The sequence below is a fragment of the Stenotrophomonas sp. G106K1 genome, assembly GCF_037969685.1.
Lineage (GTDB): Bacteria > Pseudomonadota > Gammaproteobacteria > Xanthomonadales > Xanthomonadaceae > Stenotrophomonas > Stenotrophomonas lactitubi.
In genome coordinates, this window is sequence record NZ_JBBPFR010000002.1 from 31599 (window position 1) to 55698 (window position 24100).

The window sequence follows — 24100 nt, forward strand, 5'->3', positions numbered from 1 at the left end:
GCTGGTATCAGAGCAACCCTTCGCGTTTCACCGCCAGGTAGCGTTCCACCAGCGCGGCGGGCAGCGCGTCGGCGGTTACGTCCAGCACCATCACCCGTTCCGCACGCAGGGCGTCATGCGCCTGCGCGCGCTGCTGCAGGTACAGCGCGGCGGCACCGGCCTGCGCGGCATCTTCCACCGTGTGCACCTCACCTTCCAGCGCAGCATCCAGCTCGCGCTCGCGCAGGCTGGCCACGCACACCAGGTGGCGGCGCTGCAGCAGGCGCACGGCAGCAAGCAGGTCTTCTATGTCCTCGTCGCGCACGTTGCTGACCAGCATCACCAGCGCGCGCCTACGCTGGCGCAGTGATACTTCGGTGGCGGCGGCCAGATAATCGGTGGCCACCGCCTGCGGCTGCAGGTCGTAGCTGGCGCGCAACAGGTGCTGCACCGTGCCCATGCCGCGCTGCGGGGCCACCCAGCGGCGCTCGCCGCCCACCGCGAACAGGCCGGCGGCATCGCCCTGGCGCAGCGCCAGGTAAGCCACCACCAGCGAGGCGTTCAAGGCATGGTCGAAATGCGAGAGCCCGCCTTCGCTGGCCAGCATGCGCCGGCCGCTGTCGAGCATCAGCAGCAGCTGCTGGTTCTTCTCGTCCTGGTACTCGCGCGAGATCAGCTTGCGCGCGCGTGCGGTGGCCTTCCAGTCGAGCTGGCGCAGGCTGTCGCCGATGCGGTACTCGCGCATCTGGTGGAAGTCGGTGCCTTCGCCGCGGCGGCGCTTCACATGGGCACCGACCAGTCGCGAGGCCTGGTCGGCACTGAACAGCGCGAAGCGGGTGAGTGGCACGAAGTTGGGATAGACCCGCACCTCCAGCGCCGGTGGCAGCGTGCGTTGCTGCCACCACAGCCGCCACGGCGAGCGGATGCGCAGCTGCACACCCTCAAAGGCAAAACGGCCGCGCTGCTGCGGCTGCACGTGGTAATGCAGCGAGCTGACATGGCCGGCCCGCAACGGCACGCGCTGCGGCAGCGATTCCAGTGGCCAACCGCCCGGCACCAGATCGAACACGTGCACGTGCATGGCCTGTTCGCTGTGCAGGCGCAGGCCGACCTCGCGGCGCACGCCCAGTGCCAGCGCCTCGGGCACGTCGCGCTCGACGCTGGGCGACGGCCGTCGCCGTTGTCGCCACAGATCAACCAGTGCCAGCACCGCAATCAACGCGCCGGCCAGCGCCCAGCTCCAGCGCGGCAGCAGGCCGCCCAGCACCATGCCGCCCAGCACGGCCCAGGCCAACAGCAACGCCAGCAGCAGCGGCGCAGGCCTCATCGGCGCGGCGCTTCGACCTTGGCCAGCAGCGCACCCAGCACGTCGTCGGCATCCTGGCCTTCGATCTGCAGCTCCGGTGCCAGTGCGATGCGGTGGCGCAGGGCAGGGCGGGCGATGTCGCGGACATCATCGGGGGTGACGAAATCACGCCCGGCCAGCACCGCCTGCGCGCGCGAGGCACGCACCAGGGCGATGCTGCCGCGCGGGCCGGCACCGACGGCGATGCCCGGCCACTGGCGGGTGGCGGCCACGATGCGCACCGCGTAGTCGATCACTTCGTCATCGACGGTGATCGCCGCGGTGGCCTGCTGCAACGCCAGCAGTTCGCCGGCACCGAGTACGCGCGGCACCTGGCTCAGGTCGAAATCGCTGGCGGCACGGCCGCTGGTGATCGCCGCGACCATGCGCTTCTCGTCTTCCAGCTGCGGATAGTCGATCAGCACCTTCAGCAGGAAACGGTCCAGCTGCGCTTCCGGCAGCGGATAGGTGCCTTCCTGTTCCAGCGGGTTCTGCGTGGCCAGCGCCATGAACGGCGGCGCCAGGGTGAAGGCCTTGCCTTCGATGGTGATCTGGCCCTCCTGCATCACTTCCAGCAGCGCGGACTGGGTCTTGGCCGGGGCGCGGTTGATCTCGTCGGCCAGCAGCAGATTGGTGAACACCGGGCCGCGGCGGATCTTGAAGCTCTCGCTCTTCGGGTCGTACACCGCATGCCCGCTGACGTCGCTGGGCATCAGGTCGGGGGTGAACTGCACGCGGCCATAGTCCAGTTCCAGCGCCTGCGCCAGCGCGCGCACCAGCAGGGTCTTGCCGAGGCCGGGCACGCCTTCGATCAGCACGTGGCCACCGGCCAGCAGGGCGACCAGGATCTGGTCGAGCACATCGGCCTGGCCGATGAAGGCGTGGCCGACGGCCTGGCGGATGGCGTCGACGCGTTCGATCAGGCGGGCGGTGGCGGCCGCCGGAAGTTCAGGGGCATCGGTCATAGCAGGGATCTCATCTGGAGCAGCAAGCGGATGCGCTCGCGCAGGGCGGAGGAATCATGCGGCGAAGGCGGCGTGAGTGCACTGGTGACACGACTGACCGGCCATTGCAGCACCGCGGCGATGGCTTGGTCACGCGCGGCACCGTCGAGTGCGGCAGCCACGGGCGCACGCAGGCGCAGGCGATGCAGGAACAGCGCCTGCACGGCCAGGTATAGGCGCGTGCCATGGCCGAAGCGCAGCAGCAGTTCGCCACTGGCGCGGACGTGTTCCAGCAACGAACGGCGCTCGATCACCGGCGCGGGCAGGGCACTGCCGAAGCGTTGCGCACGCGACCACAGCCAGCCGAGGATCGCCAGCAGCAGCGGCACCCATAGCGGCCAGCCGTGGTAGAAGATGCGCGCGCCCAGCGAGGGCGGGCGGCTGCCGTACACCAGCCAGACCGTGCCCTGCCCATAGTTGGGATCGAGCAGGTAGCGTGTCAGGTCGCGGTGCGAGAGGTCATGCAGGCCATCGCGGGCAACGGCATCGACGCCGACAGGGCGGCGGCGCGTGGACGCGTTCGGTCCATCACCACGCATGACGTCCATGTCCGCGAGCACGTCGATGCTGCCCTTGCCGTGTGGCAGGCGCGCGAACACCAGCCCTTCGTTGCCACCCCAGCGGCGCTCGGCCGTGGCGTTGGCCTGGAAGCCCAGGCTGAAGCGCCGGCCGCCGCAGAACTCGACATGGCTGGGATCATCGACCACATGGAAGGGCTGGCAGTCGCTGCCATGGAACAGGCTGTCCACGCCGATCCTGTCCAGCAAGGGACCCTGCGTGCTGCTGGCGTCGTCCTCGGCCGGCGGCTGCGTGCGCAGCAGCAGATGGCCGCCGGTATCCACCCAGTCCAGCAGGGCCTGCGCAGTGCGCGGCGGCATGTCGGCGGTGTCCTGCAGCAGCACCAGCGTATCGGTGGCGGCCAGTGGCATCTGTGCCAGGTCCAACCGCTGCCGGGACTGCACCTCGATGCCGTCGGCGCGCAGGGCCTGGCCCAGCACATACAGCGGGTTGTAGCTGGCTTCGCCCTGCGGCGGCAACACAACGGTCTCGGTCACCTTTTCGTGCGTGCGCAGGAACAGGATCGTCAGTGGTACCCCGAACAGGACCAGCGCGCCCAGCAGCAATGACCAGAACAGGCGCGGCGTCATGCCTGCCACCCGTACTGCTGGCGCAGGGTGCTGGCCAACGCATCGAAATCGCTGCGGCTGGGCAGGCGCCCACCGTAGGCGGCGTACTGCCACATGCGCACGATGCGCGCGAACAGTTCACGGTCGCTGCTGTCGGTCATGCGCCGGGAGGCACGCAGGCACTGTGCTTCGGTCGCACCGGGCGGCAACGCGATACCCGTGCGCTCCACCAGCGTGCGTACGCTGGCGCGATACAACAGGGCCAGCGCCTGCCGCGGGCGTCCCTGGTCCCACAGCAGCCCGGCCTGGGTCGCTACATCCGGTGGCAGCACCACCGGCATTACCACCTGCTCTTCGGTGATCTGCGGTGCCTGCTTCTGCTTGCGGCGGCCGGAACCGCGCAACCACGGCAGCCACAGCCGCGCGGTCAACAACAGCACCAGGAGCAGGACACCCAGCAGCCCCCACAGGCCCCATTCGGCGATCCGCGCCAGCCACAGCTGGCCGCTCCTGCGCGCCTTGCGGTCGGCGTTGCTGCCGGTGTCCTTCTGCAGCTCTTTCTTGTCTTTGTTCTTTTCGGCCGCGTCTTCGATCGGCTTCCACCGGCTGACCTGCCGCGTCGGCCGCTGCAGCGGATCTTCGTAGGCGCGGTTGACGGCCTGGCGGAAGCCAGCGGTATCCACCGGCGTGTCGCCGAAGATCACTGCCGGTGTATTGGCCGGATCGTTTTCCGCAGTGGCCACGTCATCGGCTTCTTCAGCATCTTCCGCCTCTGCGTCTTCATCGGCGTTGTCCGCAGCGGTCTGCCCGGCGTCCTGTGTGTCGGCGTCCTGCGCGTGTACGGGCGCCAACGGCAGCGCCAGGCACAGCAGCAGCACCAACGAAGAGGCGATGGGCAGCAAGCGTTCGCGCAGGCGGCGCAGGGCGATTTCCACGTCCCAGGCTTCCATCTGCGTGCGCCTGTTCAAGTACAGGCCGAAGCCGGCGCCCACGTAGAACGGCCCGATCAGCGCTGCTGCCAGCCAGCACAGCAGGTTGAGGCCGAGCTTGGCCCACGCAGGCGCTTCCACGCTGACCATCGCCCACGCCGCGCGCCAGGATTCGGGCAACAGTTCCAGGGGGATGAAGATGAAGATGGTGGCGATCGCGCCCATCACCAGCACCAGCTCGAATGCCAGGCAGGTCACCGCCAGCACCAGCGCAGGGCCCGCGGCGCCGGCAGCCACCGCTCGGCGGCGAGCGCCGCGCTGGGCGGGCGCATTGCCCTCCAGCAGATTGACCGGCAGGCACAGGCTGCGCAGGCCGCTGAAGCGGCGCCAGCCCAGGTAGCCCCAGAAGCCGCTGCCGCCCCAATGCCGCTGTGCGCGCAGCGCATCGCGCGCACCGACCCGCTCGCCGAAGATGCCACGCGAGAGTACGTACAGTGGCGCGCGCTCGAACGAGGGCTTGCACCACCACATCGCCAGCCAGGCCCAGCCAAAGGCATCCAGCCACCAGGCCAGCGCATTGAACAGCACGAACAACGGTGCGCTGGCCAGCAGCCAGCTGCCCCACACACCGCGTGCATGGCGGCGGGCCAGCGCACTGCCCAGCTCCATCGCTTCCCAGCTGCTGCGCGCGCGCAGCACCACGTCCAGGTGGTCAATCCGCATGGTTGCCTCCGCGTCCACCGCGCCACAGCCACAGCAGCACACCGGCCCACAGCACACCGGCCACGCTGAACTTCACTGCAGCCGGGATTTCGGCGATGGACGACCAGAATGCTTCCACGAACGCGGCCAGCAGCAGCATGAAGGCCACGCCCAGGCACAGCCGCGCGCCGATGCGCCCGCCTTCGACCAGCGCATCCAGGCGGCGGCGCCGCCCGGGCGCCAGCAGCTTCATGCCCAGCTGCAGGCCGGCGCCGCCGGCAATCACGATCGCGGTCAGCTCGAACGCACCGTGGCCGACCACAAAGCGCCAGAACGGGCCGCCATGGCCGATGTGCTGCAGGTGACCGGCGACCGCGCCGATGGTGATGCCGTTGAACAGCAGCACCAGCAACGTGCCCAACCCCGCCAGCAGGCCGCTGGCGAAGGTGCGCAGGGCGATGCTGATGTTGTTCATGATGTAGTAGCCGAACATCATCCAGTCGGTGCCGCTGTCGCGGCCCAGGCGCTCGGCGGATGGATCGTACATGCGCTCCATCTCGGCGATCTGGCCGTTGTCCATCAGCAGGTGGATGCTGTCCGGGTACACCTGTACCAGCACGAAGCAGGCCAGCGCCGGCATCGCGAACATCGCCAGCGCCGCCCACATGCTGCGCGCTTGGCTGCGTACCAGCAGCGGGAAATCAGCGACCAGGAATTCCAGCGCGCGCCGCCAGCGGGTCGGTGGCGTGCGGTACAGCACGCCATGGCCGTGCTGCATCAGCTGCTGCAGGCGCTGCACCAGCTGCGGGCTGTAGCCGCGCTCACGGGCCAGCGCCAGCTGCTGGCACAGCCGTCGGTAACGCTGCGGGAAGCCGATATCGCCGGCTTCTTCCGCGCCCGGCCTGCGCCTGCGCCGACGCGAGGCACCAGCGCGATGCTGCAGCCACTGCTCCAGGTCATGCCATTCCTGTTGATGGCGGGCGACGAACTGTTCCTGCTTCATCGTCGACCCAGCAGCCAGTTGGCCATCGCATACAGGCGCAGCACGCCGACCTGGCCGGACGCACTGGTCAATGGCTCGGCGATGCCGGCCAGCTCCTGCTGGCGAGCGGGAGACAGGCGTGGCGCGCGTTCGGCGAAGGCCATCACTGCCGCCTGTTCTTCCGGCCGTAGCGGTTGCGGCGGCGCCAGCACGCTGTCGATGGTCGCCGGCGGCGGCAGGTAATGCGGTGGCGAATGCACCACCATCGTGCCAGCAACCAGATCGCCCAGGCGGCGGCCATGCGGATCGAACAGGCTGCTGATCAGGCCCAACGCGTAGCCGAAGGGCAGCATGTCCACGGTGCGCAGCAGGTTGCGGGTGATCGAGGCCATCCAGCCCACCGGTGCGCCATCCTGCGCGAGCACCCGTAGGCCCAGCACGCGCTTGCCGAGGGTACGGCCCCACAGCGCTTCGCAGACGATGGGGTAGGCCCACATCAGCAGGAACATCAGCGCCATGTACAGGCCGCGGCCGAACTCATCGAGCAGGGCCAGCGGAATGGACAGCGCGGTCAGCGCGCCGAAGCGGACTGCCAGGTCGATCAGCCAGGCCAGCGCACGCGGCATCGGGCCGGCCGCAGGCAACTGCAGCGGCACGCCTTCCGGCGTTACCACCTCGCGGTAGGTATCGAGCATCGGCGCGGCCATCAGCGCGATGGCCGCCGAAGTGGGCGCTGGAGTCCTCTCCGGCGTGCAGCCACGGGCATGGGGGATCTCGACGGTTCCTGGTCGGGCCCAGACTTTAGCAGAGCCCGGCCACCCGTGATGCGGGCTCAGCCCAGGTACTCGTCCTTCAGCCGCACGTAGTGGTCGGCCGAATAATGCAGCGACTCGATCTCCTTGTCGCTGAGCGTGCGCGCCGGACGGGCGGGGTTGCCCACCCACAGTTCGCCTTCGCCCACCACCTTGCCGGGGCCGACCACTGCACCGGCACCGACGAAGCCATGGCGCTCGACCCGGGCGCCGTCGAGGATGCACGCGCCCATGCCGATCAGGCTGTAATCGCCGATGCTGCAGGCGTGGATGATGCAGCCATGGCCGACGGTCACGCCTTCGCCGATCAGGGTCGGGTAGCCAGCCTTGTTGTACGGGCTGTGGTGGCTGACGTGGATGATGGTGCCGTCCTGCACATTGGTGCGTGCACCGATGCGGACGACATTGACGTCGCCCCGGATGACCGTGCCCGGCCAGACCGACACGTCGTCGGCCAGTTCGACATCACCGATGATGGTGCAGGCCGGATCGACATACACGCGCTGGCCGAGTACCGGCATCTTGTCGCGGAAAGGGCGCAGCGGGGTCATCGGTGTCTCCAGGTGGGGCTGACACGACGATGATACGCGCTCTGCCGATGCCGACCCTGCGGGCGCCTGCAGCGACCGGGATGCTTCATGCATCCGTGTCGACCAAGGTCGACACCTACCAGATCGGACCGCGAGTAGATCCACGCCATGCGTGGATGGCATTTGCCGATCCCGCGTTACGCCACGCGTCCGCGCCGCGCGCGTTCCAGGTGCACCAGCAGCAGCGAGATCGCTGCCGGGGTCATGCCCGGAATGCGCTGTGCCTGGCCGATGGTCTGCGGTCGCACGCGCTCCAGCTTCTGCAGCGCTTCAGCTGAGAGCCCGCGCACGATGGCGTAGTCGAAATCGCCGGCAATCGGCGTTGCTTCATGCCGCTGCTGGCGCTCGATCTCCTCGCGCTGGCGATCCAGGTAACCGGCGTACTTCACCCCGATTTCCACCTGTTCGGCCACCTTGCCATCGGCCACGGCCGGGCCGAGCGAGGGCACCTGCATCAGCTGCGCGTAATCCAGTTCCGGGCGCTTGATCAGGTCGAGCACGTTGGTTTCGCGGCTGACCGCCACGCCCAGCGTTTCCTGTACTTCGCGGCCCAGCGCATTGGCCGGCGTCGCCCACAGCGCGCCCAGGCGCGTGCGCTCGGCGGCCACGGCGGCCTGCTTGGTCTCGAACGCACGCCAGCGGCGGTCATCGACCAGGCCCATGTCGCGCCCGGCCGGGGTCAGGCGCTGGTCGGCATTGTCTTCGCGCAGCTGCAGGCGGTATTCGGCGCGGCTGGTGAACATGCGGTACGGCTCGTTGGTGCCGTGGGTGATCAGGTCGTCCACCAGCACGCCGAGGTAGGCTTCATCGCGACGCGGGCACCAGCCCTCCAGGCCACGCACCTGGCGTGCGGCGTTGAGGCCAGCCAGCAGGCCCTGCGCGGCGGCTTCTTCGTAACCGGTGGTGCCGTTGATCTGGCCGGCGAAGAACAGGCCGTTGACCAGCTTGGTTTCCAGCGAGGCCTTCAGCCCGCGCGGGTCGAAGAAGTCGTACTCGATGGCGTAACCAGGGCGGGTGATGTGCGCGTTGGCGAAACCGTGGATGCTGCGCACCATCTCCAGCTGCACGTCGAACGGCAGCGAGGTGGAAATGCCGTTGGGGTAGATCTCGACGATGCCCAGGCCTTCCGGCTCTACAAAGATCTGGTGGCTGGCCTTCTCGGCGAAGCGCACCACCTTGTCTTCGATGGACGGGCAGTAGCGCGGGCCGATGCCTTCGATCTGGCCGCTGTACAGCGGCGAGCGGTGCAGGGCGTCGCGGATGATCTGGTGGGTCTGCTCGCTGGTGTGGGTGATCCAGCAGCTGACCTGCTGCGGATGCTCGTCCACCGAGCCGAGGAAGGACATCACCGGGCGAGGCGTGTCGCCGGGCTGTTCGTCCATCACGCTGTAGTCCAGCGAACGGCCGTCGATGCGCGGCGGCGTGCCGGTCTTCAGGCGGTCCACCTGGAACGGCCGCTCGCGCAGGCGCGCGGCCAGCGTGGTGGCCGGCGGATCGCCCATGCGGCCGGCAGCGTACTGGGTCGGGCCGACGTGGATCTTGCCGGCCAGGAAGGTGCCGGCGGTCAGCACCACGGCCTCGGCGTCGAAACGCAGTCCGGTCTGGGTGATGACCCCGCGCACGGCGTCGCCCTCGATGATCAGGTCATCCACCGCCGCCTGGAACACGGTCAGGTTGGCCTGGCCCTCGACGATGGCGCGGATCGCCATGCGGTACAGGTTGCGGTCCGCCTGGCAGCGGGTGGCGCGCACGGCCGGGCCCTTGGAGGCATTGAGCGTGCGCCACTGGATGCCGGCGCGGTCGGCGGCATGCGCCATCGCACCGCCGAGGGCGTCGATTTCCTTGACCAGATGGCCCTTGCCGATGCCGCCGATGGCCGGGTTGCAGCTCATCGCCCCGACCGTTTCGATGTTGTGGGTCAGCAGCAGGGTGCGCACGCCGGTACGGGCCGCAGCCAGCGCGGCCTCGGTGCCGGCGTGGCCACCGCCGATGACGATGACGTCGTAACGATGGAAGGAATCGATCATGGGGGCTGTTCAGCAAGGGACGGGCGCAGCCGGGGGGCCGCGCCGGGGTGGCGATTTTAGCGCCAATCGGGGCAGGGGCGTCGGCGCCGGCCGGCTGGCGTCGAAATCAACCCTAAAGTTGGCAGGATTTTTGCAGATAACCCAATAGCACCCACCGTGGCTGGCGTCGCAGGCGCTGGTGACCGGAATTGGAACAGGGGCCGGTACAGGCGCACGGTGGGGAAGCAGAGGGGCCGGCAGTCGGGCGACTGTCCGGCCCTGTTTTTTTTGGCTTCCGGGAAAGCGCCATCCACGCATGGCGTGGATCTACTGTCCCGGGCGCCCTGCAGGTAGATCCACGCCATGCGTGGATGCCGTTGCGGCGCCCCGGACAGCAAACGGCCCCGCACTGCGGGGCCGTTCGTCTTTAAAGGTGCCGACATCCGACAGGGCCGGAACAGGGGGGATCCAGATGTTCCTGTCGGATATCGACGCAGAGCTTTTTGGGACGGCCTCTTAACGCTTTTGTCACTTTGTGACGCTGGCCGTCACCACCTGCGTAGATTGAGGCTTGGACCGTGTGAAATGCAAGATGGAACAAGCGTCAACTGTGCGCTATCTCTCACGATCCATGGCACGCCAGGGGGAACTGTTCATCCTCGGCGCACGCGGAGCCGGAGCCGGACGGGCCTGCGGCGGCGGCGAGGGGCGCTCGACCCGCTGTGCAGGCTGCGGCGGTCGACGCATCGAATCCATGTTGCGCCAGGGCGAGCCGCCATTGTTCTGGCGCGGCGGCGGTGGCGGGCGGTTTTCGCCGCCATTGCCCGGACGCGGCGGCGGGCGGTGGTTGTGGTGCGGCGGGCGGTAGATCGGCCGCTGGTAGTACGGGCCGCCATAGCCGTAATAGCCACCGCCGCCGTAATACGGATAGCCGTAGTCGGCCGGGTAGCCATAGGGGTAGCGGTACTCCACCGACGGCGCACCGTGGTAATAGCCACCGCCGCGGCCACCGACATAGTCGTAGGTGGTGCAACCGGTCAGGGCCAGCAGCAGGCCACCGGCAAGCATCAGGCGCGTTTTCATGATGGGTCCCCCCAGAGGACGGGTATGCAGGCAGCTTCAGCCGCCGGCGTTGAATCAGCCCTTAATTTCGCCGCCCAGGATGAATGGCGGTGTACGCCAGCATGCTGGCATGACCGATGGCGCCCTCGCCAGCGCGGAGGCATACGTTAATCTTGCGTCATGAGCGATTCACTGTTGCCCCGCGCTGATGACGTCCTCGCCGCCGCCGCGCGGATCGCGCCCCATGCCAGCGTGACCCCGGTGCTGCGCTCGCGCACGCTGGACGCACTGGCCGGTGCGCAGCTGGCGTTCAAGGCCGAGCACCTGCAGCGCGGCGGCGCGTTCAAGTTCCGCGGTGCGTGCAATGCGGTGTGGTCGCTGGACGCCGGTCACGCCGGTGCCGGTGTTGTGACCCATTCCTCCGGCAACCACGGCGCCGCCTTGGCGCTGGCTGCCCGCACACGGGGCATTCCCTGCCATGTGGTGGTGCCCGAAGGGGCAGTGGCCGCCAAGCTGGCGAACATTGCCCGGCATGGCGCCACCCTCTGGCGCTGCCCGGCCACCATCGCCGACCGCGAGGCCACCTGCGCCAAGGTGCAGGCCGATACCGGCGCCACCCTGGTCCATCCGTACGCCAACCCGGCAGTGATGGCCGGGCAGGGCACGGCTGCGCTGGAGCTGCTGCACAGCGAGGGTCCGTTCGACGTGCTGGTGGTGCCGGTAGGCGGCGGTGGCCTGGCCAGTGGCACCGCATTGGCCCTGCAGCACGCCAGCCCGGAGACCCGGCTGGTGCTGGCCGAACCGGCCGGTGCCGACGATACCGCCCGTTCGCTGGCGGCTGGCAAGCGGCAGGAAGCATTTACCCCGGACACGATCTGCGACGGACTGCGCACGCTGATCGGCGCACCCAACTTCGCGCTGCTGCAGGCCGCAGGCGCCGAAGTCATCGTGGTTGACGATGCCGCCACCGTGGCGGCGATGCGCCTGCTGTGGGACGTGCTCAAGCAGGTGGTCGAGCCGTCCTCGGCGATCGTGCTGGCGGCGGTGCTTGCCCAACCCGCGCGCTTTGCCGGCCTGCGCGTGGGACTGGTGCTGTCCGGCGGCAATGTCGATCTGCCTGTCCTGCGTTGGGGAGCGCCATGAGCCGTGGCCGCCATCGCGAACGCACCGGCCTGTTCGGTTGGGTGTGGCGGTTGTTCGTACTGCTGGTGATCTGGCTGCTGGGGGTGACCGCCTGGATCGTCTGGGTCGGCGAACGTGACCAGGCGGCCAAGGCGGACGCGATCATCGTGCTGGGCGCGGCGGCCTACGATGCCAAGCCCTCGCCGGTGTTTGAAGAGCGCATCCGCCACGGCCTGGATCTGTACGACGCCGGCTACGCGCCCCTGCTGATCTTTACCGGTGGCTACGGCGGCACCGGCGCGCGCTTCTCGGAATCGCAGGTGGCCCGGCGCTATGCGCTCAAGCACGGCATTCCCGATGAGGCGATCCTCATCGAGACCGCCTCGCGCAATACCGTGCAGAACCTGGTCGAGGCCAAGCGGCTGATGGACCAGCGCAAGCTGCATTCGGTGATCATCGTCAGCGACCCGCTGCACATGGCGCGCGCGCTGCGCCTGAGCAAGGCGCTGGGCATCCAGGCATTGGCATCGTCCACGCCGAGCACGCGCTTCCGCAGCTTCCATACCAGCTGGCGCTTTCTGGTGCAGGAGATCTACTTCTTCCATCGCGACCTGGTACGGCCGCCGCTGAGTTCACCGGCCAATACCTGAGGGCAGGCGTGCAATGGGGCCGGCCGGGACCTGCTGTTGGTAGTTGCCGACCTTGGTCGGCACGGGAAGCACAGCGCCGACCAAGGTCGGCAACTACCAGAGCGGATTCCGTGCATGAATCGGTAGTCGCCGACCTTGGTCGGCGCATGACCTGCGGCCGCTCGATCAGGTCTGCTTGCGCCGGATCGGAATCGCCGACACGGGCACCGAAGCAATGTCATGCCCGCCTTCGCGGATCGGTGCGCCCGGGTCGGGTGCCCAGGCATGGGCGTAGATCACTTCCCAGCTGCTGGGCAGCTTGCCATCGTCACGGCGCATCGGTTCGTACGCCGCCGCGGCCGCCGCAAACCGACCGCGACCGGTCAACGTATGGCGGCGATCGACCCGCGCGTTGGTCGCCCCCATCGCGCGCAGCTCGCGCATCAACGAAGGCAGATCGTCGTAGGTGAGGGTGAACAGGTCGCGGTCGAGTACCGGGTCGCGGAAGCCGGCCATCATCAGCGAATCGCCGAACTGGGCGATCTGCGCGAAGCGGCTGACATGCGGACGGTCATCGGCGGCGGCGAAAGCTTCATTGAGCTCGACCAGCGTGTCCGGCCCGAAGGTCGAACACAGCAGCAGCCCACCGGGCTTGAGCACGCGGCGGAAACCGGCGAACACCGCCGGCAGGTCATCCACCCACTGCAGGCACAGGTTGCTGAAGATCACATCCACGCTGTTGTCGGCCAACGGCAGCGCCGTGGCATCGGCGGCCAGGCGCTGGAACGGCTTCCACCAGCCAGCCTGGCGCTTGGCCTGGTCCAGCATCGGCAGCGCCACGTCCAGCGCGATCACCTGCGCCTTCGGCCAGCGCTTCTTCATCAGCGCGCTGGCATGGCCGGTGCCGGCGCCGATATCCAGCACCACCTCCGGCTTGCGCGCCTCCAGGTAATCCAGCGATTCCAGCAGCCGCGACTGCACCTCGCGCTGCAGGGCGGCGGCAGCGTCGTAGCTGCTGGCGGCGCGTGCAAAGGCGCGGCGGATATGGCGGGCATCGAAGTGGGACGGCATTGCGAAAGTCTCTTAGAACGTACCGGGGTAGGCGCCGCCATCGATCAGCAGGTTCTGTCCGGTGAGGTAACCGGCCTGTGCACTGCACAGGAAGGCGCAGGCGGCGCCGAATTCGTCCGGCGTGCCGAAGCGACCGGCGGGGATCTGCTGGCGGCGGCGTTCGGCCACAGCCTGCGCATCACCCTCCTGCCCCGCCGCGTGGGCGAAGTTGGCGCGCAGGCGGTCGGTATCGAACTGGCCGGGCAGCAGATTGTTGATCGTGACGTTGTGGATGACAGTGCGCCGCGCCAACCCGGCGACGAAGCCGGTCAGGCCGCTGCGCGCGCCGTTGGACAGCGCCAGCGTATCGATGGGTGCCTTCACCGATGACGAGGTGATGTTGACGATGCGGCCGAAGCCGCGTTCGATCATCGCGTCCACGGTGGCGCGGATCAGCGCGATCGGCGCCAGCATGTTGGCGTCGAGCGCCGCGATCCAGTCGTCGCGCTCGAACGTGCGGAAGTCGCCCGGCGGCGGGCCACCGGCGTTGGTCACCAGGATGTCGACCTGCGGGCAGGCGGCCAGCGCGTGGGCGCGGCCCGCCTCGGTAGTGACGTCGGCGGCGATGGCGCGCACTTCAGCGGCACCGGGCAGTGTGCGCAGTTCCGCAGCCGCGGCCTGCAGCGCAGCGTCACCGCGGGCGACGATGACCACGTTCACGCCTTCGCGCACCAGCGCCCGTGCGCAGCCCAGGCCAAGCCCCTTGCTGGCGCCGCAGACCAGTGCCCAGCGGCCGGAAATGCCCAGATCCATGCGTCAGTCCTGCAGAAGCGTTGGGAGGCTCATTGTCCGCCATCGGCTGGTGACAGGCCGGCAACGAAGTGTTGCAGAGCGGCTGCCACTTCATCGGCATGGCCGAGGAAGGGGGCGTGGCCGCCATGGGCGACGGTCAGCGACTGGCCGCCCGGCGCCAGCGCAGCAGCGGCCTGCATCGCGGCCGGCGAGACCAGACGGTCGCGCTGGCCGGCAATCCACAGGCTGGGCTTGCCCAGTGCGGGCAGGGCGCCGCGCAGGTCGGTGTTCTCCAGCAACTGCAGGCCCTCGCGCAATGCGCGTTCGGCAGGCGCACCGCGTTCGACCAGGCGCTGGCGCAGGGTGCGCAGTTCCTCGCGGGCATGCGCCGAACCCATCACGTCCAGTGCCAGGAAACGTTCCAGGGTGCCACTGAAGTCCTGCGCCAGGTCACGACCGAACTGCTCGAACACCGATGGCTCCACAGCGTGCGGCCAGTCATCAGCGCGCACGAAGCGCGGCGTGGCGGCGATCATCGCCAGACCACGCACCTTCGGCAGCGTGGCCGCCGCGTGTAGCGCGAACAGGCCGCCCAGTGACCAGCCGCACCACACCGCCGGCGGCGTGGCCGCGGCAATGGCGTTGACCACGAACGGCAGGCGTAGCGGGGTGCTGTCGTCGCGGCTGTGGCCGTGGCCGGGCAGGTCGACCAGATGCAGCGTGAACCGATCGGCCAGGCGCTGCACCAGCGGCGCAAACACGCCGCCCTGCAGGGCCCAGCCGTGGATCAGTACCAGGTCCGGCCCATGGCCGGTCACTTCAATATGCATGGGGAACTACACGATCACTCAGGCCAGCGCCGGCAACGACGGTGGCAGTACTTCGCGCGCGGCAAAGGCCACGCGGTTGCGTGCAACGGCGATGGCTTCGACCAGGCCGCGCACCTGTTCGGTGGTGTGCAGCGCGGACAAGGTGACGCGCAGGCGCGCCTTGCCCTCCGGCACGGTCGGTGGGCGGATCGCGCCGACCAGCCAGCCGGCCTGTTCCAGCGCCTGCGACATCGCCACGGCGGTGTGGTCGTCGCCACAGAGCAACGGCTGGATCGGCGTTTCCGATGCCATCAGATCCAGCCCGTGACGGCGCGCTTCGCCGCGGAACAGTGCAATCAGATCGGCCAGCTTCGCGCGCCGCCAATGATCGCGGCGGGCCAGGCGCACCGCTTCCAGTGCGGATGCCGCCAGCGCCGGCGCCATGGCGGTGGTGTAGATGTAGGGGCGTGCGGTTTCGGCCAAGTGCTCGATCAGGTCCTCGCGGCCGAGCACCAGCGCCCCGGAACCGCCGAGCGCCTTGCCCAGGGTGACCAGCTGCAACGGCACATCGTCCACGCCCAGGCCGGCGGTGGCGACCGCGCCACGGCCATCGCCAAGCACGCCCACGCCATGCGCATCGTCAACGTAGAACAACGCCTGCTGCAGGCGCGCGACCAGCGACAGCGCACGCAGCGGCGCGATATCGCCATCCATGCTGAAGACACCGTCGGTGGCCAGCATCGCCGCGCCATCGGGCGCATGCTTGAGCTGGCGCATCGCACCTTCCGCGTCCAGGTGCGGGTAGCGGCGCAGGCGTGCGCCGGCCAGCCGGGTGGCATCGAGCAGACTGGCGTGGTTGAGCTTGTCCTGCACGCAGACATCGTTCTCTTCGCTCAGCAACGCCTGCTGCACGGCCAGGTTGGCGGCGAAGCCACTGCCGAACAGCAGCGCACGCGGGTAACCGAGCCACTCGGCCACTTCGCGTTCCAATGCATCATGCAGCGCGTGGTGACCGCAGACCAGGTGCGAAGCACCGGCACCGGCACCTTCGCGCGCGGCGGCATCCTGCAGTGCGTTGACCACGCTGAACTGCTGGGCCAGGCCCAGGTAATCGTTGCTGCAGAAGCCGGTCAGCCAGCGTCCATCGACTTCCAGGCGCACACCATCGCGACGGGTGACCGTGCGCCGTGGGCGGCGACGGCCTTGTGCATCGCGCAACGCGCGCTGGGCTTGGAGGCGGGCGGTCAGGTCGGGGCGTGCCATGGCGGCTGGATGCGGCGACGGGGCGGCTAGGGTAGCGCGTTGCCGCGACGCCTGCTTGGCCGCCGGCTCAGGCCGCGTGGGCGCAGCCGCAGCCGGGGGCATCGGCGCTGATATCGGCATGCACGGTGCCGCCATGGTCGTGACCATCGGCGTCCACCTGCACCGCCATCGGCTGCAGCCCCAACCGTGCGAACAGGGCCATGTCGCGCTCGCTTTCCGGGTTGCCGGTGGTCAGCAGCGTGTCGCCATAGAAGATGGAGTTGGCGCCGGCCAGGAAGCACAGCGCCTGCAGTTCGTCACTCATCGCTTCGCGGCCGGCCGACAGCCGCACCATCGAACGCGGCATGGCGATGCGCGCCACGGCGATCATGCGCACGAACTCGAACGGGTCCAGCTCGGCACTGCCATGCAGCGGCGTGCCGGCGACCTGCACCAGCTTGTTGATCGGCACCGAATCGGGATGTGCCGGCAAGGTGGCCAGCGCCAGCAGCAGGCCGACCCGCTGCGCGCGCGTTTCGCCCATGCCGACGATGCCGCCGCAGCAGGTCTTCAGCCCCGCATCGCGCACATGGCCCAGCGTATCCAGCCGATCCTGGTACTGCCGGGTGTGGATGATCGAATCGTAGTAGTCCGGCGCGGTATCGAGGTTGTGGTTGTAGTAGTCCAGGCCGGCGTCCTTCAACGCGCGCGCCTGCTCGCCACTGAGCATGCCCAGCGTGGCGCAGGTTTCCATGCCCAGCGCCTTCACTCCGGCGATCATCGCCGCCACCTTGGGGATGTCGCGGTCCTTCGGCGAACGCCACGCCGCACCCATGCAGAAACGCGAAGCACCGGCAGCCTTCGCCTGGCGTGCCTTGGCCAGCACCGCGTCGGTGTCCATCAGCTTCTGCGCGTTGACCCCGGTGCTGTAGCGCTGCGCCTGCGGGCAGTACGCGCAGTCTTCCGGGCAGCCACCGGTCTTCACCGACAGCAGCGTGGAGACCTGCACCTGGGCTGGGTCGAAGTGCTCGCGGTGGACGGTGGCGGCGCGGAACAGCAGTTCCGGCAAGGGCAGGTCGAACAGCGCCTGCAGTTCGTCGTGGTGCCAGTCGTGGCGGATGGCGGTTGCCATGGCGGGACCTTGGAAGTGCTGGAGCGAGGGCGCAGTCTGGGTGGGGCCGAAACTTATGTCAACTATCTATTTATAGTTTTGGTTTACAGTGTGTGATGGCCCGGATCAAATGCAGTGGTGCTAAGTTCGCCGCTACGCATGGAACATGAGAATCGGCATGGACACGCACAAGAACGCCGCAACCCGTCGCAACGCTGTGCTGTGCAGCCTGGCTGAACTGCCCGATGGGGGCATGCGCGTGGTAGTGGATGACCTGCGGAAATCGGACGCCGCTGGTATGTGGCAGCACCACACGTTTGTTACGTTCAAGGATTATCCACCAAACATTCTTGCCGAACCCGAAGGCCTGTCTGAGGCAGAGTTGGCGGACTTTGGCTTTTTCGTACTGGTCCGCCTGCTGGCTGTAAATGGCCGGCTACCTGATGCTGACGATGCACCGGACAGCGACGCGCACCTCACCGACGAGCAGCGGCACCGCATCGCAGCGCTGACCGACGAGGACATCGCGTGGATCGATCAGCAGTTGCTTTCCCACTGTGACGGCCAGTTCCGCAACGTCGCCTATGTCGTGGGCACGGCCATGTCGCTGGACCCCAAGCGTCAGCCTGGAATTCCAGATGTGTTCTACGCAGGACGTGTGCGCAAGCTGGTCGAGCGGGGCGTGCTGGAGGCCGTAGGTGATCTGTCGCGCATGCGCTATTGCGAGGTGCGGAGCGTACGCTGATGCTGCCGACAGCGGGAAGTGAAACTGCAGGAGTCCAGGTGGACAGCTGGGAACCGATGACCGTGCAGGAACTGGAAGCGTTGATTGCGCGCCAGCTGCAGGATTGCTCGCCGCAGCAGCAAGCTGCCTTTGCGGTGCTGAGGGTGCCGATCCATACGGTGCGGTTGCATCGCTTGGGGTTGATTGAGCCGGTGCTGGTCGTGGCTCACTTTCCACAGGGCCTGCTGTACTTCGAGGATGTGGAGCATGGGTTCGAGATAGGAGTGCCGGGCGCGGATGGCGTGCTGCCCGCCGCAGGCTGCAACCAGTTGGAGCTGGTGCACGTACTCAATCGTCTCGGGGCATGACGTCTGCTACATCTCACAAGTGCTGCGGATGCCGCTGCAGGAGCGCGTTCTTGCAGAGGCCCGGCCGTAAGCCCACACCAGATCGGGCACTCGCGTGAGTGCCCGCCCGGCGCATCAGATCACTTCGGCATCAGCACCGTGTCCACGACATGGATCACGCCATTGGACTGCCTGACATCGGCAATGCTGATGGCGGCCTTGCCGCCCTTGGCATCAACCACCCAAAGCGCGCCGTCGTGCAGCTTCACGGTCAGCGGCTCGCCTTCCACTGTCTTCAGCGACACCGTGCCGCCGTGCTTCCTGGCGTCGGCCATCAACTGCTGCGAGGTATGGGTGCCGGCGACCACGTGGTAGGTCAGGATCTTGGTCAGGTCTGCCTTGTTCTCCGGCTTGATCAGGGTGTCGACCGTGCCTGCGGGCAACTTGGCGAATGCTTCGTTGGTGGGCGCAAAGACCGTGAACGGGCCTTTGCCATTGAGCGTGTCCACCAGCCCGGCGGCCTTCACGGCTGCCACCAGCGTGGTGTGATCCTTCGAGTTGAGGGCGTTCTCAACGATGGTCTTGTTCGGGTACATCGCAGCGCCACCGACCATCACCGTGTCAGCGGCGAAGCTGACCGAGGCGGTGCCGCAGAGCACAGCAAGGCTGGCGGTGAGGGCGATACGTTGAAGAAGAGCGTGCATGGTGCGTCTCCTGGGTACTTCCGCCCCCGGCATGGGGGCATGGAAGGTACGCAGCAGGCAGACCAGCGGATGCACCGCCGTACCTGGAAACGCGCGCGTTGGCTGCACGGTTCAGCGATGAGACGGCGCCGTGAGCGGCCGGCCAGCGTCCGCTCCGGGCGCCCAGCGTCTGCAGTCAGCCTTGTTTGAAGACCGTTCGCTGGCCGATCGTGCTGGTCTTGCGAGCGGCGGACCGGCCCAGCCCGGGAATCAGGAAATCAGCGGGGCTGCGGCCATGCTTGGTCTTCTCGGCAAGCCAGCGCGGCATCCGGCCACGGCCGGACCACGTATTGCGCTTGTTGTCAGGGTCGCGGTACTTGGCGGCCACCTTGCCGGGCTTGCGCCGTGCGGCAGGTTTTCTGGCCGGCGCCGTGGCCTCGGCGGGCGCGGTGCCGATCAGTTCCTCGATCGTGTAACCGCATTGCGCAGCGAAGGCGATCAGCTTGCGGCGCACGACGGCAACCGGGCGGCGGCTGGCGACCAGCGCCCTCCGCTGCTCGGCAGCAGCCACAAGGGCGTTCAGTTCGCGCAGGCTCAGATGTTCAACGTCGATAGTCATGCTGCGGAGAGTCAGGACATCCCGGTTGCCTGTCAAGCAGCGCATGCCACGATCCATCACGCTGGATCGGCTCCCCCGGGCCCCGGGAACAATCGCTTGACGGGCCAACGCGCGCGCCATGAAGATCTACCCCTTCAATCCGGCCGTCAGGGATCGTCCATGTCTGGCTTCATCGGTGATCTGTTGGAAGGGATAGCCAGCTACGTCTCCGATGTATGGCTGCTGCGTCGGCAGCGCGCCAGCAGGGGCCGGGCGCAAAACACCTGGAAAGAAGACGCAGCGGACATCGCGTTGTTCGATATCAGGGTGATCGGGCTGTCGATCCTCGCGCTTGCCGCCGCCTCGCTGATGTTCTTCGTGCTCGGGCTGCCGCTCTGGATAAGTCTGGCACCCGTGGCCGCAGGCGCCGTCTATTTCGGCTACCGATGGATCGCGCTTACGCGCGCCTGACGTCGATCCGTTCGGAGTTTCGTGCACGGCGCTGGTCGATGTGCATAGCCCTGGCTGCAGAAGACCGAGCGGCACGGTGAGGAACTGGAGGCCTGTGGATACGGACCGGGTTCCCAAGCGAAAGCGGAAACACTGCCGTCACTTTGAGGACCCCAGCCAGTAAGTGGGAGAGACGGATCAGTCTCTTCCCTGACGCGAATACGCTGGATATGCCTATGGGCAGCCTGCGCCTGCAGGGAGATGCTGCGGCATGCGCCTCCCACTGCCTTCCGCCCTTGGCCAGCTATTGCCATCCGCCTTTCGCCTGCTGCTGCCCCTGCGCTGCCTGGTCTGCAGCGAGCGCGGTCATGACACCCTCGATCTCTGCCCCGCCTGCCTCGCCGATCTGCCGTGGGCGGGTCGCGCCTGCCTTCGCTGCGCGCTGCCGCTACCGGATGAAGCCCTGCCCATCTGCGGGACCTGCCGCGATGAGCCGCCAGCGCAGACCGCAACCCATGCCAGCCTGCTGTACCTGCCGCCGGTCGATCAGCTGCTGGTCCGCTACAAGTTCCATCAGGACCTGGCTGCCGGACGCCTGCTTGCGCAGTTGATGCTGCGCAATCCACCGCCGTGGTCGTGCGCGCCGCTGGTACCCGTGCCGCTGCACCGCAAGCGCCTGCGTCAACGTGGCTACGACCAGGCTGCTGAACTGTGCCGCCTGCTGCAGTTGCCGACGTGGCGCGGGCTGTATCGTCGTCGCCACACCGCGCCGCAGTCCGAACGCAGTGCCGAGCAGCGCCGCGACAACCTGTTCGACGCCTTCGATGTGCGCGGCGCCGTGCCAGCGCGGCTGACCATCGTCGACGATGTGATGACCACTGGCAGCACCATGCTGGAAATTGCAGAGACACTGCGGCTGGTGGGTGCAGGGGAGGTGCGTGCATGGGTCTGCGCGCGCGTGCCGTGATCGCTCCTTTCATCCGCAAGGGCTAGGATGAGCACGAACCCGGATCGAAGGAGTGGTCATGAATTCCCCCTTGTCTCCCCTGTTGTCGGCCGTTGGACGCAGCTGGTGGATCCTGCTGCTGTACGGTCTGGTCGCGCTGGGCTTCGGCATCATCGCGATCGGCTGGCCGATGTCGGCAGCCATCGCGCTGGCGTGGACGCTGGGCGTGATGGCCATCGTCGAGGGCGTCATCAGTCTGCTGGCGCTGATCACCGGTGCCAGTGGCGCCTCGCGCGGCTGGCTGCTGCTGTACGTGGTTGCCTCGCTGGGCTTCGGCGTGCTGGCCGTGATCAATCCGCTGGCCACCGCCAGCGTGCTGGTGCTGTTCCTGGCGGCATGGCTGCTGGTGGCGGGCATCTACCGCATCGTCTTCGCCCTACGCGTACGCAAGCAGATCCAGGGGGAGTGGCTGCTGATCCTCAGCGGCGTGCTGGCCATCGTGCTGGGCCTGCTGTTCGCAGCCAACCCCTATGCAGGCGTGGCGGTGACCACGCTGTGGATCGGTATCGGCAGCCTGCTGTACGGCGTGCTGCAGGTGCTGGTGGCGTTCAAGTTGAGGAAGCTGCGCTGATGTGGGGCTGGAGCAGATGGGCGCTGCTCGGCAGCGGCCTCGCAGTGTTGCTGCTGGTGGGCTGCAACCGGGTGCTTCCGGCGGAGACACGGCATCCGCCGCGGCAGGGCGTGCAGGTGCAGATGCGTGTGGTCGATCCCGATGGCCGCGCTACCCTGCAGTGGCAAGGGCGCAGCATCGCCGTGAAAGAGCCGCCGATGCTCACCAGTGCCGATATCCTCGACGTGCGAGCGGAGCTGGACGCCGCCCACCAGCCCGTGCTCGAACTGACGTTCCGCAAGGAGTCCGTCGACCGGTTGCTGCACGCGACCGAGGCCCTGGTGGGCAAGCAGGTCGCCCTTACCGTCGATGACCACGTGCTGTCCGTGGCCACCATAGCGGGCCCTTTTGGCGAGTCCATGCAGGTGGTTGGTACGGACATGAGCGTGGCCGAAGTGCACGACATGGCGCGCTACATCGTCCACGGCGGCCCTGCGCCGTCACAGCAGCGCTGAATCAGCGCTGCTTTCCTGCAAAGCCGGCTTCGATCTCTTCCAGCGAGCGGCCCTTGGTTTCCGGCAGCCACAACGCGGCCACCAGGAAGAACACGAACGTGCAGCCGGCCCAGAACAGGAACATGCTGGCGTAGCCGTAGTGCCCCACCGTGGGCAGGAAGATCGCGGCGATGGTGGTGGACACGAACTGGTTGATCAGCAGCGCGATGCTCATGCCGTTGGAGCGGATGCGGTTGGGCATCAGCTCGGACAGCGCCAGCCATACGCACACGCCGGGGCCGACCGCGAAGAACGCCACGAACACCAGGATGCAGGCGGCGACGGCCCAGCCATGCGCCGGCGGCGGGATCGGGCCGATGCGTGCCTGCTCGATGCGCAGCGGTGCCTGCGCGGCGCTGGCCGGGTCGGCGAACGGATTCAGGTGCACCGTGCGGAAGAACGCGCCGATGATGCTGTCCGGCTGTACGGTGCCCGCGCGTTCGATGCGCAGCTCGCGGTCGGTCAGGTTGTCGCTGCGCAGCGCACGCACGTTGGTGAAGTCGCCATAGGCGTAGGACACGGTCAGCTGCAGTGGTCGCCCCTCACGGTCGATGCCACCGGCAAGACGTTGCCACTGCGCGTCGTCCAGTACCAGATGCAGGCCATCGCCACTTACTGCGGCCTGCAGCTGCGGCTGTACGTCGGCGCGGCCACGCTCGGCCTGGAAGAACAGCGTTGCTGCAGCCAGCAAGGCAACGCAGATGCCACCGCTACCCAGCATCAGCAGGAACTTGCGGCCCTTGCGGTCGACCAGCAGCAGCGCGACCACGGTCATCACCGCGTTGAGCAGCTTGATCGCCACGTCGGCACCGTTGGCGACCGAGCCGGACAGGCCTGCCTGGTTGAGGATATTCACCGCATAGGCCAGCACCGAGTTGATGCCGGTGGCCTGGGTGCAGGCCAGCACCACGCAGGCCAGCACGAACGGCACCACGTAGCGACGGCTGAGCAGTGGGTCGCGCTTGCCGCTGCTGCTGCTCGATTCCGGCGCCTGGATCTGCGCCAGCGTGGGCTCGACATCGGCCGCGGGCAGCACGCGTTGCAGGCTGCGGCGGGCATCATCGATGCGGCCACGGCGCACCAGCCAGCGTGGCGATTCGGACAGCCAGAAGATGCCGGCGCAGAACAGCAGGCCCGGCGCCAGGCAGGTCCAGAAGATGGTGCGCCAGGCGTGGTCCTTCACCGTGAACAGTTCCTGCGCCTGCTGTGCAACCGGCAGCGAGCGCACGGCCTCGGCGGCGGCGTCCACGGCATGCGCGTGGTACAGGCCGATCAATGCGGCCAGCACCAGGCCGACGGTCAGCAGCAGCTGGAACATCGCCGCACCGCGACCGCGCCGCTCGGGGCTGAGCACTTCAGCCAGGTACAGTGGAATGACCACGCCGATCAGGCCACCGCTGACACCCTGCAGCAGGCGTCCCAGCAGCAGCGGGGTGTAGCCCGAGGCCAGCGCCATGATCGGGATGCTGGCGGTGAACAGGATGCCGGCCAGCAGCATCGCACCGCGACGGCCGATGAGGTCGGCGATCATGCCGGCGAACAGCGAGGACAGCACGCTGCCGAGCAGCACTGCAGCGACGACGAAACCGAGCTGCTGGCTGCTGAGCTGCCAGGCGTGGCTGGCAGTGGCTTCAAGATAGGGCAGGGCGCCGGCGATGATGCCGATGTCGATGCCGTACAGCAGGCCACCGAGGCCGCCGATGAACAGCAGATAGCGCACGGGCCAGCGCGGGGCGGTGGAAGCGGGTACGGCAGGTGCAGTGGCTGCGGTCATCGGCGTATTCCTGGAATAACGGGGATGGTGCGTGGCTGATGCAATGCGCTTGCGCGCTTCATGTAGAGCCGAGCCATGCTCGGCTTGCCGCGCGAAGCGCGGCGCGGACGTCGTCGATGTC

The 24100-nt window shown here is 68.0% G+C and carries 25 protein-coding genes; 8 read left to right on the forward strand and 17 right to left on the reverse strand.

The window, feature by feature from the left end:
• Nucleotides 1-7: 7 nt before the first annotated feature.
• The 9 genes from WKB25_RS02440 to WKB25_RS02480 form a co-directional block, all read right to left on the reverse strand.
• Nucleotides 8-1306: a DUF58 domain-containing protein gene (locus tag WKB25_RS02440; protein WP_340568551.1), complete on the reverse strand. Its 1299-nt coding sequence runs from the start codon at nucleotides 1304-1306 to the stop codon at nucleotides 8-10.
• Entirely contained in the window at nucleotides 1303-2289 is a 987-nt protein-coding gene (locus WKB25_RS02445) for a MoxR family ATPase (RefSeq protein WP_340568552.1), read from the reverse strand. Before WKB25_RS02445 ends, WKB25_RS02440 begins: the two co-directional genes overlap by 4 nt.
• Nucleotides 2286-3476 carry a DUF4350 domain-containing protein gene (locus tag WKB25_RS02450; protein ID WP_340568553.1) on the reverse strand — a complete coding sequence of 397 codons (1191 nt, stop codon included), beginning with the start codon at nucleotides 3474-3476 and terminating at the stop codon, nucleotides 2286-2288. Before WKB25_RS02450 ends, WKB25_RS02445 begins: the two co-directional genes overlap by 4 nt.
• Entirely contained in the window at nucleotides 3473-5107 is a 1635-nt protein-coding gene (locus WKB25_RS02455; RefSeq protein ID WP_340568555.1) for a DUF4129 domain-containing protein, read from the reverse strand. The genes WKB25_RS02450 and WKB25_RS02455 overlap by 4 nt, the downstream gene beginning before the upstream one ends.
• Entirely contained in the window at nucleotides 5097-6089 is a 993-nt protein-coding gene (locus WKB25_RS02460; protein WP_340568558.1) for a stage II sporulation protein M, read from the reverse strand. Before WKB25_RS02460 ends, WKB25_RS02455 begins: the two co-directional genes overlap by 11 nt.
• Nucleotides 6086-6775, reverse strand: coding sequence for an RDD family protein (locus tag WKB25_RS02465; protein ID WP_089237631.1), 690 nt, complete (start codon nucleotides 6773-6775; stop codon nucleotides 6086-6088). Before WKB25_RS02465 ends, WKB25_RS02460 begins: the two co-directional genes overlap by 4 nt.
• Before the next feature lie 125 nt (nucleotides 6776-6900).
• Nucleotides 6901-7431 (reverse strand): gamma carbonic anhydrase family protein, encoded by a 531-nt coding sequence (locus WKB25_RS02470; RefSeq protein ID WP_340568561.1) that lies wholly within the window; start codon nucleotides 7429-7431, stop codon nucleotides 6901-6903.
• A gap of 176 nt (nucleotides 7432-7607) precedes the next feature.
• A complete protein-coding gene (gene mnmG, locus WKB25_RS02475; RefSeq protein ID WP_340568563.1) occupies nucleotides 7608-9497 on the reverse strand; it encodes a tRNA uridine-5-carboxymethylaminomethyl(34) synthesis enzyme MnmG in 1890 nt (629 codons plus the stop codon).
• A gap of 594 nt (nucleotides 9498-10091) precedes the next feature.
• Entirely contained in the window at nucleotides 10092-10559 is a 468-nt protein-coding gene (locus WKB25_RS02480) for a hypothetical protein (protein ID WP_032952020.1), read from the reverse strand.
• A 159-nt stretch (nucleotides 10560-10718) separates the two neighbouring features.
• On the opposite strand from WKB25_RS02480, the gene WKB25_RS02485 reads away from it, so the two are divergent.
• Complete coding sequence (locus WKB25_RS02485; RefSeq protein ID WP_340568565.1) at nucleotides 10719-11681, forward strand: pyridoxal-phosphate dependent enzyme; 963 nt, start codon at nucleotides 10719-10721, stop codon at nucleotides 11679-11681.
• Entirely contained in the window at nucleotides 11678-12310 is a 633-nt protein-coding gene (locus WKB25_RS02490) for a YdcF family protein (protein WP_208082302.1), read from the forward strand. Before WKB25_RS02485 ends, WKB25_RS02490 begins: the two co-directional genes overlap by 4 nt.
• Nucleotides 12311-12475: 165 nt before the next feature.
• Here the strand turns inward: WKB25_RS02490 and bioC are convergent, their stop codons facing one another.
• The 5 genes from bioC to bioB all read right to left on the reverse strand — a co-directional run bounded on the left by bioC (nucleotide 12476) and on the right by bioB (nucleotide 17314).
• A complete protein-coding gene (gene bioC, locus WKB25_RS02495) occupies nucleotides 12476-13360 on the reverse strand; it encodes a malonyl-ACP O-methyltransferase BioC (protein WP_340568568.1) in 885 nt (294 codons plus the stop codon).
• Nucleotides 13361-13372: 12 nt separating this feature from the next.
• Nucleotides 13373-14152, reverse strand: coding sequence for an SDR family oxidoreductase (locus WKB25_RS02500; RefSeq protein WP_340568569.1), 780 nt, complete (start codon nucleotides 14150-14152; stop codon nucleotides 13373-13375).
• 29 nt (nucleotides 14153-14181) lie between these two features.
• Complete coding sequence (gene bioH, locus WKB25_RS02505) at nucleotides 14182-14961, reverse strand: pimeloyl-ACP methyl ester esterase BioH (RefSeq protein ID WP_340568571.1); 780 nt, start codon at nucleotides 14959-14961, stop codon at nucleotides 14182-14184.
• 18 nt (nucleotides 14962-14979) lie between these two features.
• Nucleotides 14980-16203, reverse strand: coding sequence for an 8-amino-7-oxononanoate synthase (bioF, locus tag WKB25_RS02510; protein ID WP_340568572.1), 1224 nt, complete (start codon nucleotides 16201-16203; stop codon nucleotides 14980-14982).
• Between the two features lie 67 nt (nucleotides 16204-16270).
• Entirely contained in the window at nucleotides 16271-17314 is a 1044-nt protein-coding gene (bioB, locus tag WKB25_RS02515) for a biotin synthase BioB (protein WP_340568574.1), read from the reverse strand.
• 157 nt (nucleotides 17315-17471) lie between these two features.
• On the opposite strand from bioB, the gene WKB25_RS02520 reads away from it, so the two are divergent.
• Nucleotides 17472-18038 carry a DUF3658 domain-containing protein gene (locus WKB25_RS02520; RefSeq protein WP_340568575.1) on the forward strand — a complete coding sequence of 189 codons (567 nt, stop codon included), beginning with the start codon at nucleotides 17472-17474 and terminating at the stop codon, nucleotides 18036-18038.
• Nucleotides 18038-18385 carry a hypothetical protein gene (locus WKB25_RS02525; protein WP_340568576.1) on the forward strand — a complete coding sequence of 116 codons (348 nt, stop codon included), beginning with the start codon at nucleotides 18038-18040 and terminating at the stop codon, nucleotides 18383-18385. Before WKB25_RS02520 ends, WKB25_RS02525 begins: the two co-directional genes overlap by 1 nt.
• Before the next feature lie 119 nt (nucleotides 18386-18504).
• On the opposite strand, the gene WKB25_RS02530 is transcribed toward WKB25_RS02525, so the two are convergent.
• The gene (locus tag WKB25_RS02530) at nucleotides 18505-19068 is read right to left on the reverse strand and encodes a fasciclin domain-containing protein (protein WP_340568578.1); all 564 of its coding nucleotides are present in this window, start codon (nucleotides 19066-19068) and stop codon (nucleotides 18505-18507) included.
• 175 nt (nucleotides 19069-19243) lie between these two features.
• Entirely contained in the window at nucleotides 19244-19723 is a 480-nt protein-coding gene (locus tag WKB25_RS02535; protein ID WP_340568580.1) for an H-NS histone family protein, read from the reverse strand.
• 102 nt (nucleotides 19724-19825) lie between these two features.
• On the opposite strand from WKB25_RS02535, the gene WKB25_RS02540 reads away from it, so the two are divergent.
• From WKB25_RS02540 to WKB25_RS02555, 4 genes are all read left to right on the forward strand, one after another.
• Complete coding sequence (locus WKB25_RS02540) at nucleotides 19826-20116, forward strand: hypothetical protein (RefSeq protein WP_340568581.1); 291 nt, start codon at nucleotides 19826-19828, stop codon at nucleotides 20114-20116.
• A 250-nt stretch (nucleotides 20117-20366) separates the two neighbouring features.
• On the forward strand, nucleotides 20367-21062 hold the full coding sequence (locus WKB25_RS02545) for a ComF family protein (RefSeq protein WP_340568583.1): 696 nt from the start codon (nucleotides 20367-20369) through the stop codon (nucleotides 21060-21062).
• Nucleotides 21063-21120: 58 nt separating this feature from the next.
• Nucleotides 21121-21672, forward strand: a complete 552-nt coding sequence (locus WKB25_RS02550) for an HdeD family acid-resistance protein (protein WP_312704568.1) — start codon at nucleotides 21121-21123, stop codon at nucleotides 21670-21672.
• Nucleotides 21672-22166 (forward strand): hypothetical protein, encoded by a 495-nt coding sequence (locus tag WKB25_RS02555; protein ID WP_340568585.1) that lies wholly within the window; start codon nucleotides 21672-21674, stop codon nucleotides 22164-22166. Before WKB25_RS02550 ends, WKB25_RS02555 begins: the two co-directional genes overlap by 1 nt.
• Before the next feature lies 1 nt (nucleotide 22167).
• Here WKB25_RS02555 and WKB25_RS02560 read toward each other — a convergent pair whose 3' ends face one another.
• Complete coding sequence (locus WKB25_RS02560; protein ID WP_340568586.1) at nucleotides 22168-23979, reverse strand: MFS transporter; 1812 nt, start codon at nucleotides 23977-23979, stop codon at nucleotides 22168-22170.
• Between the last annotated feature and the right edge of the window lie 121 nt (nucleotides 23980-24100).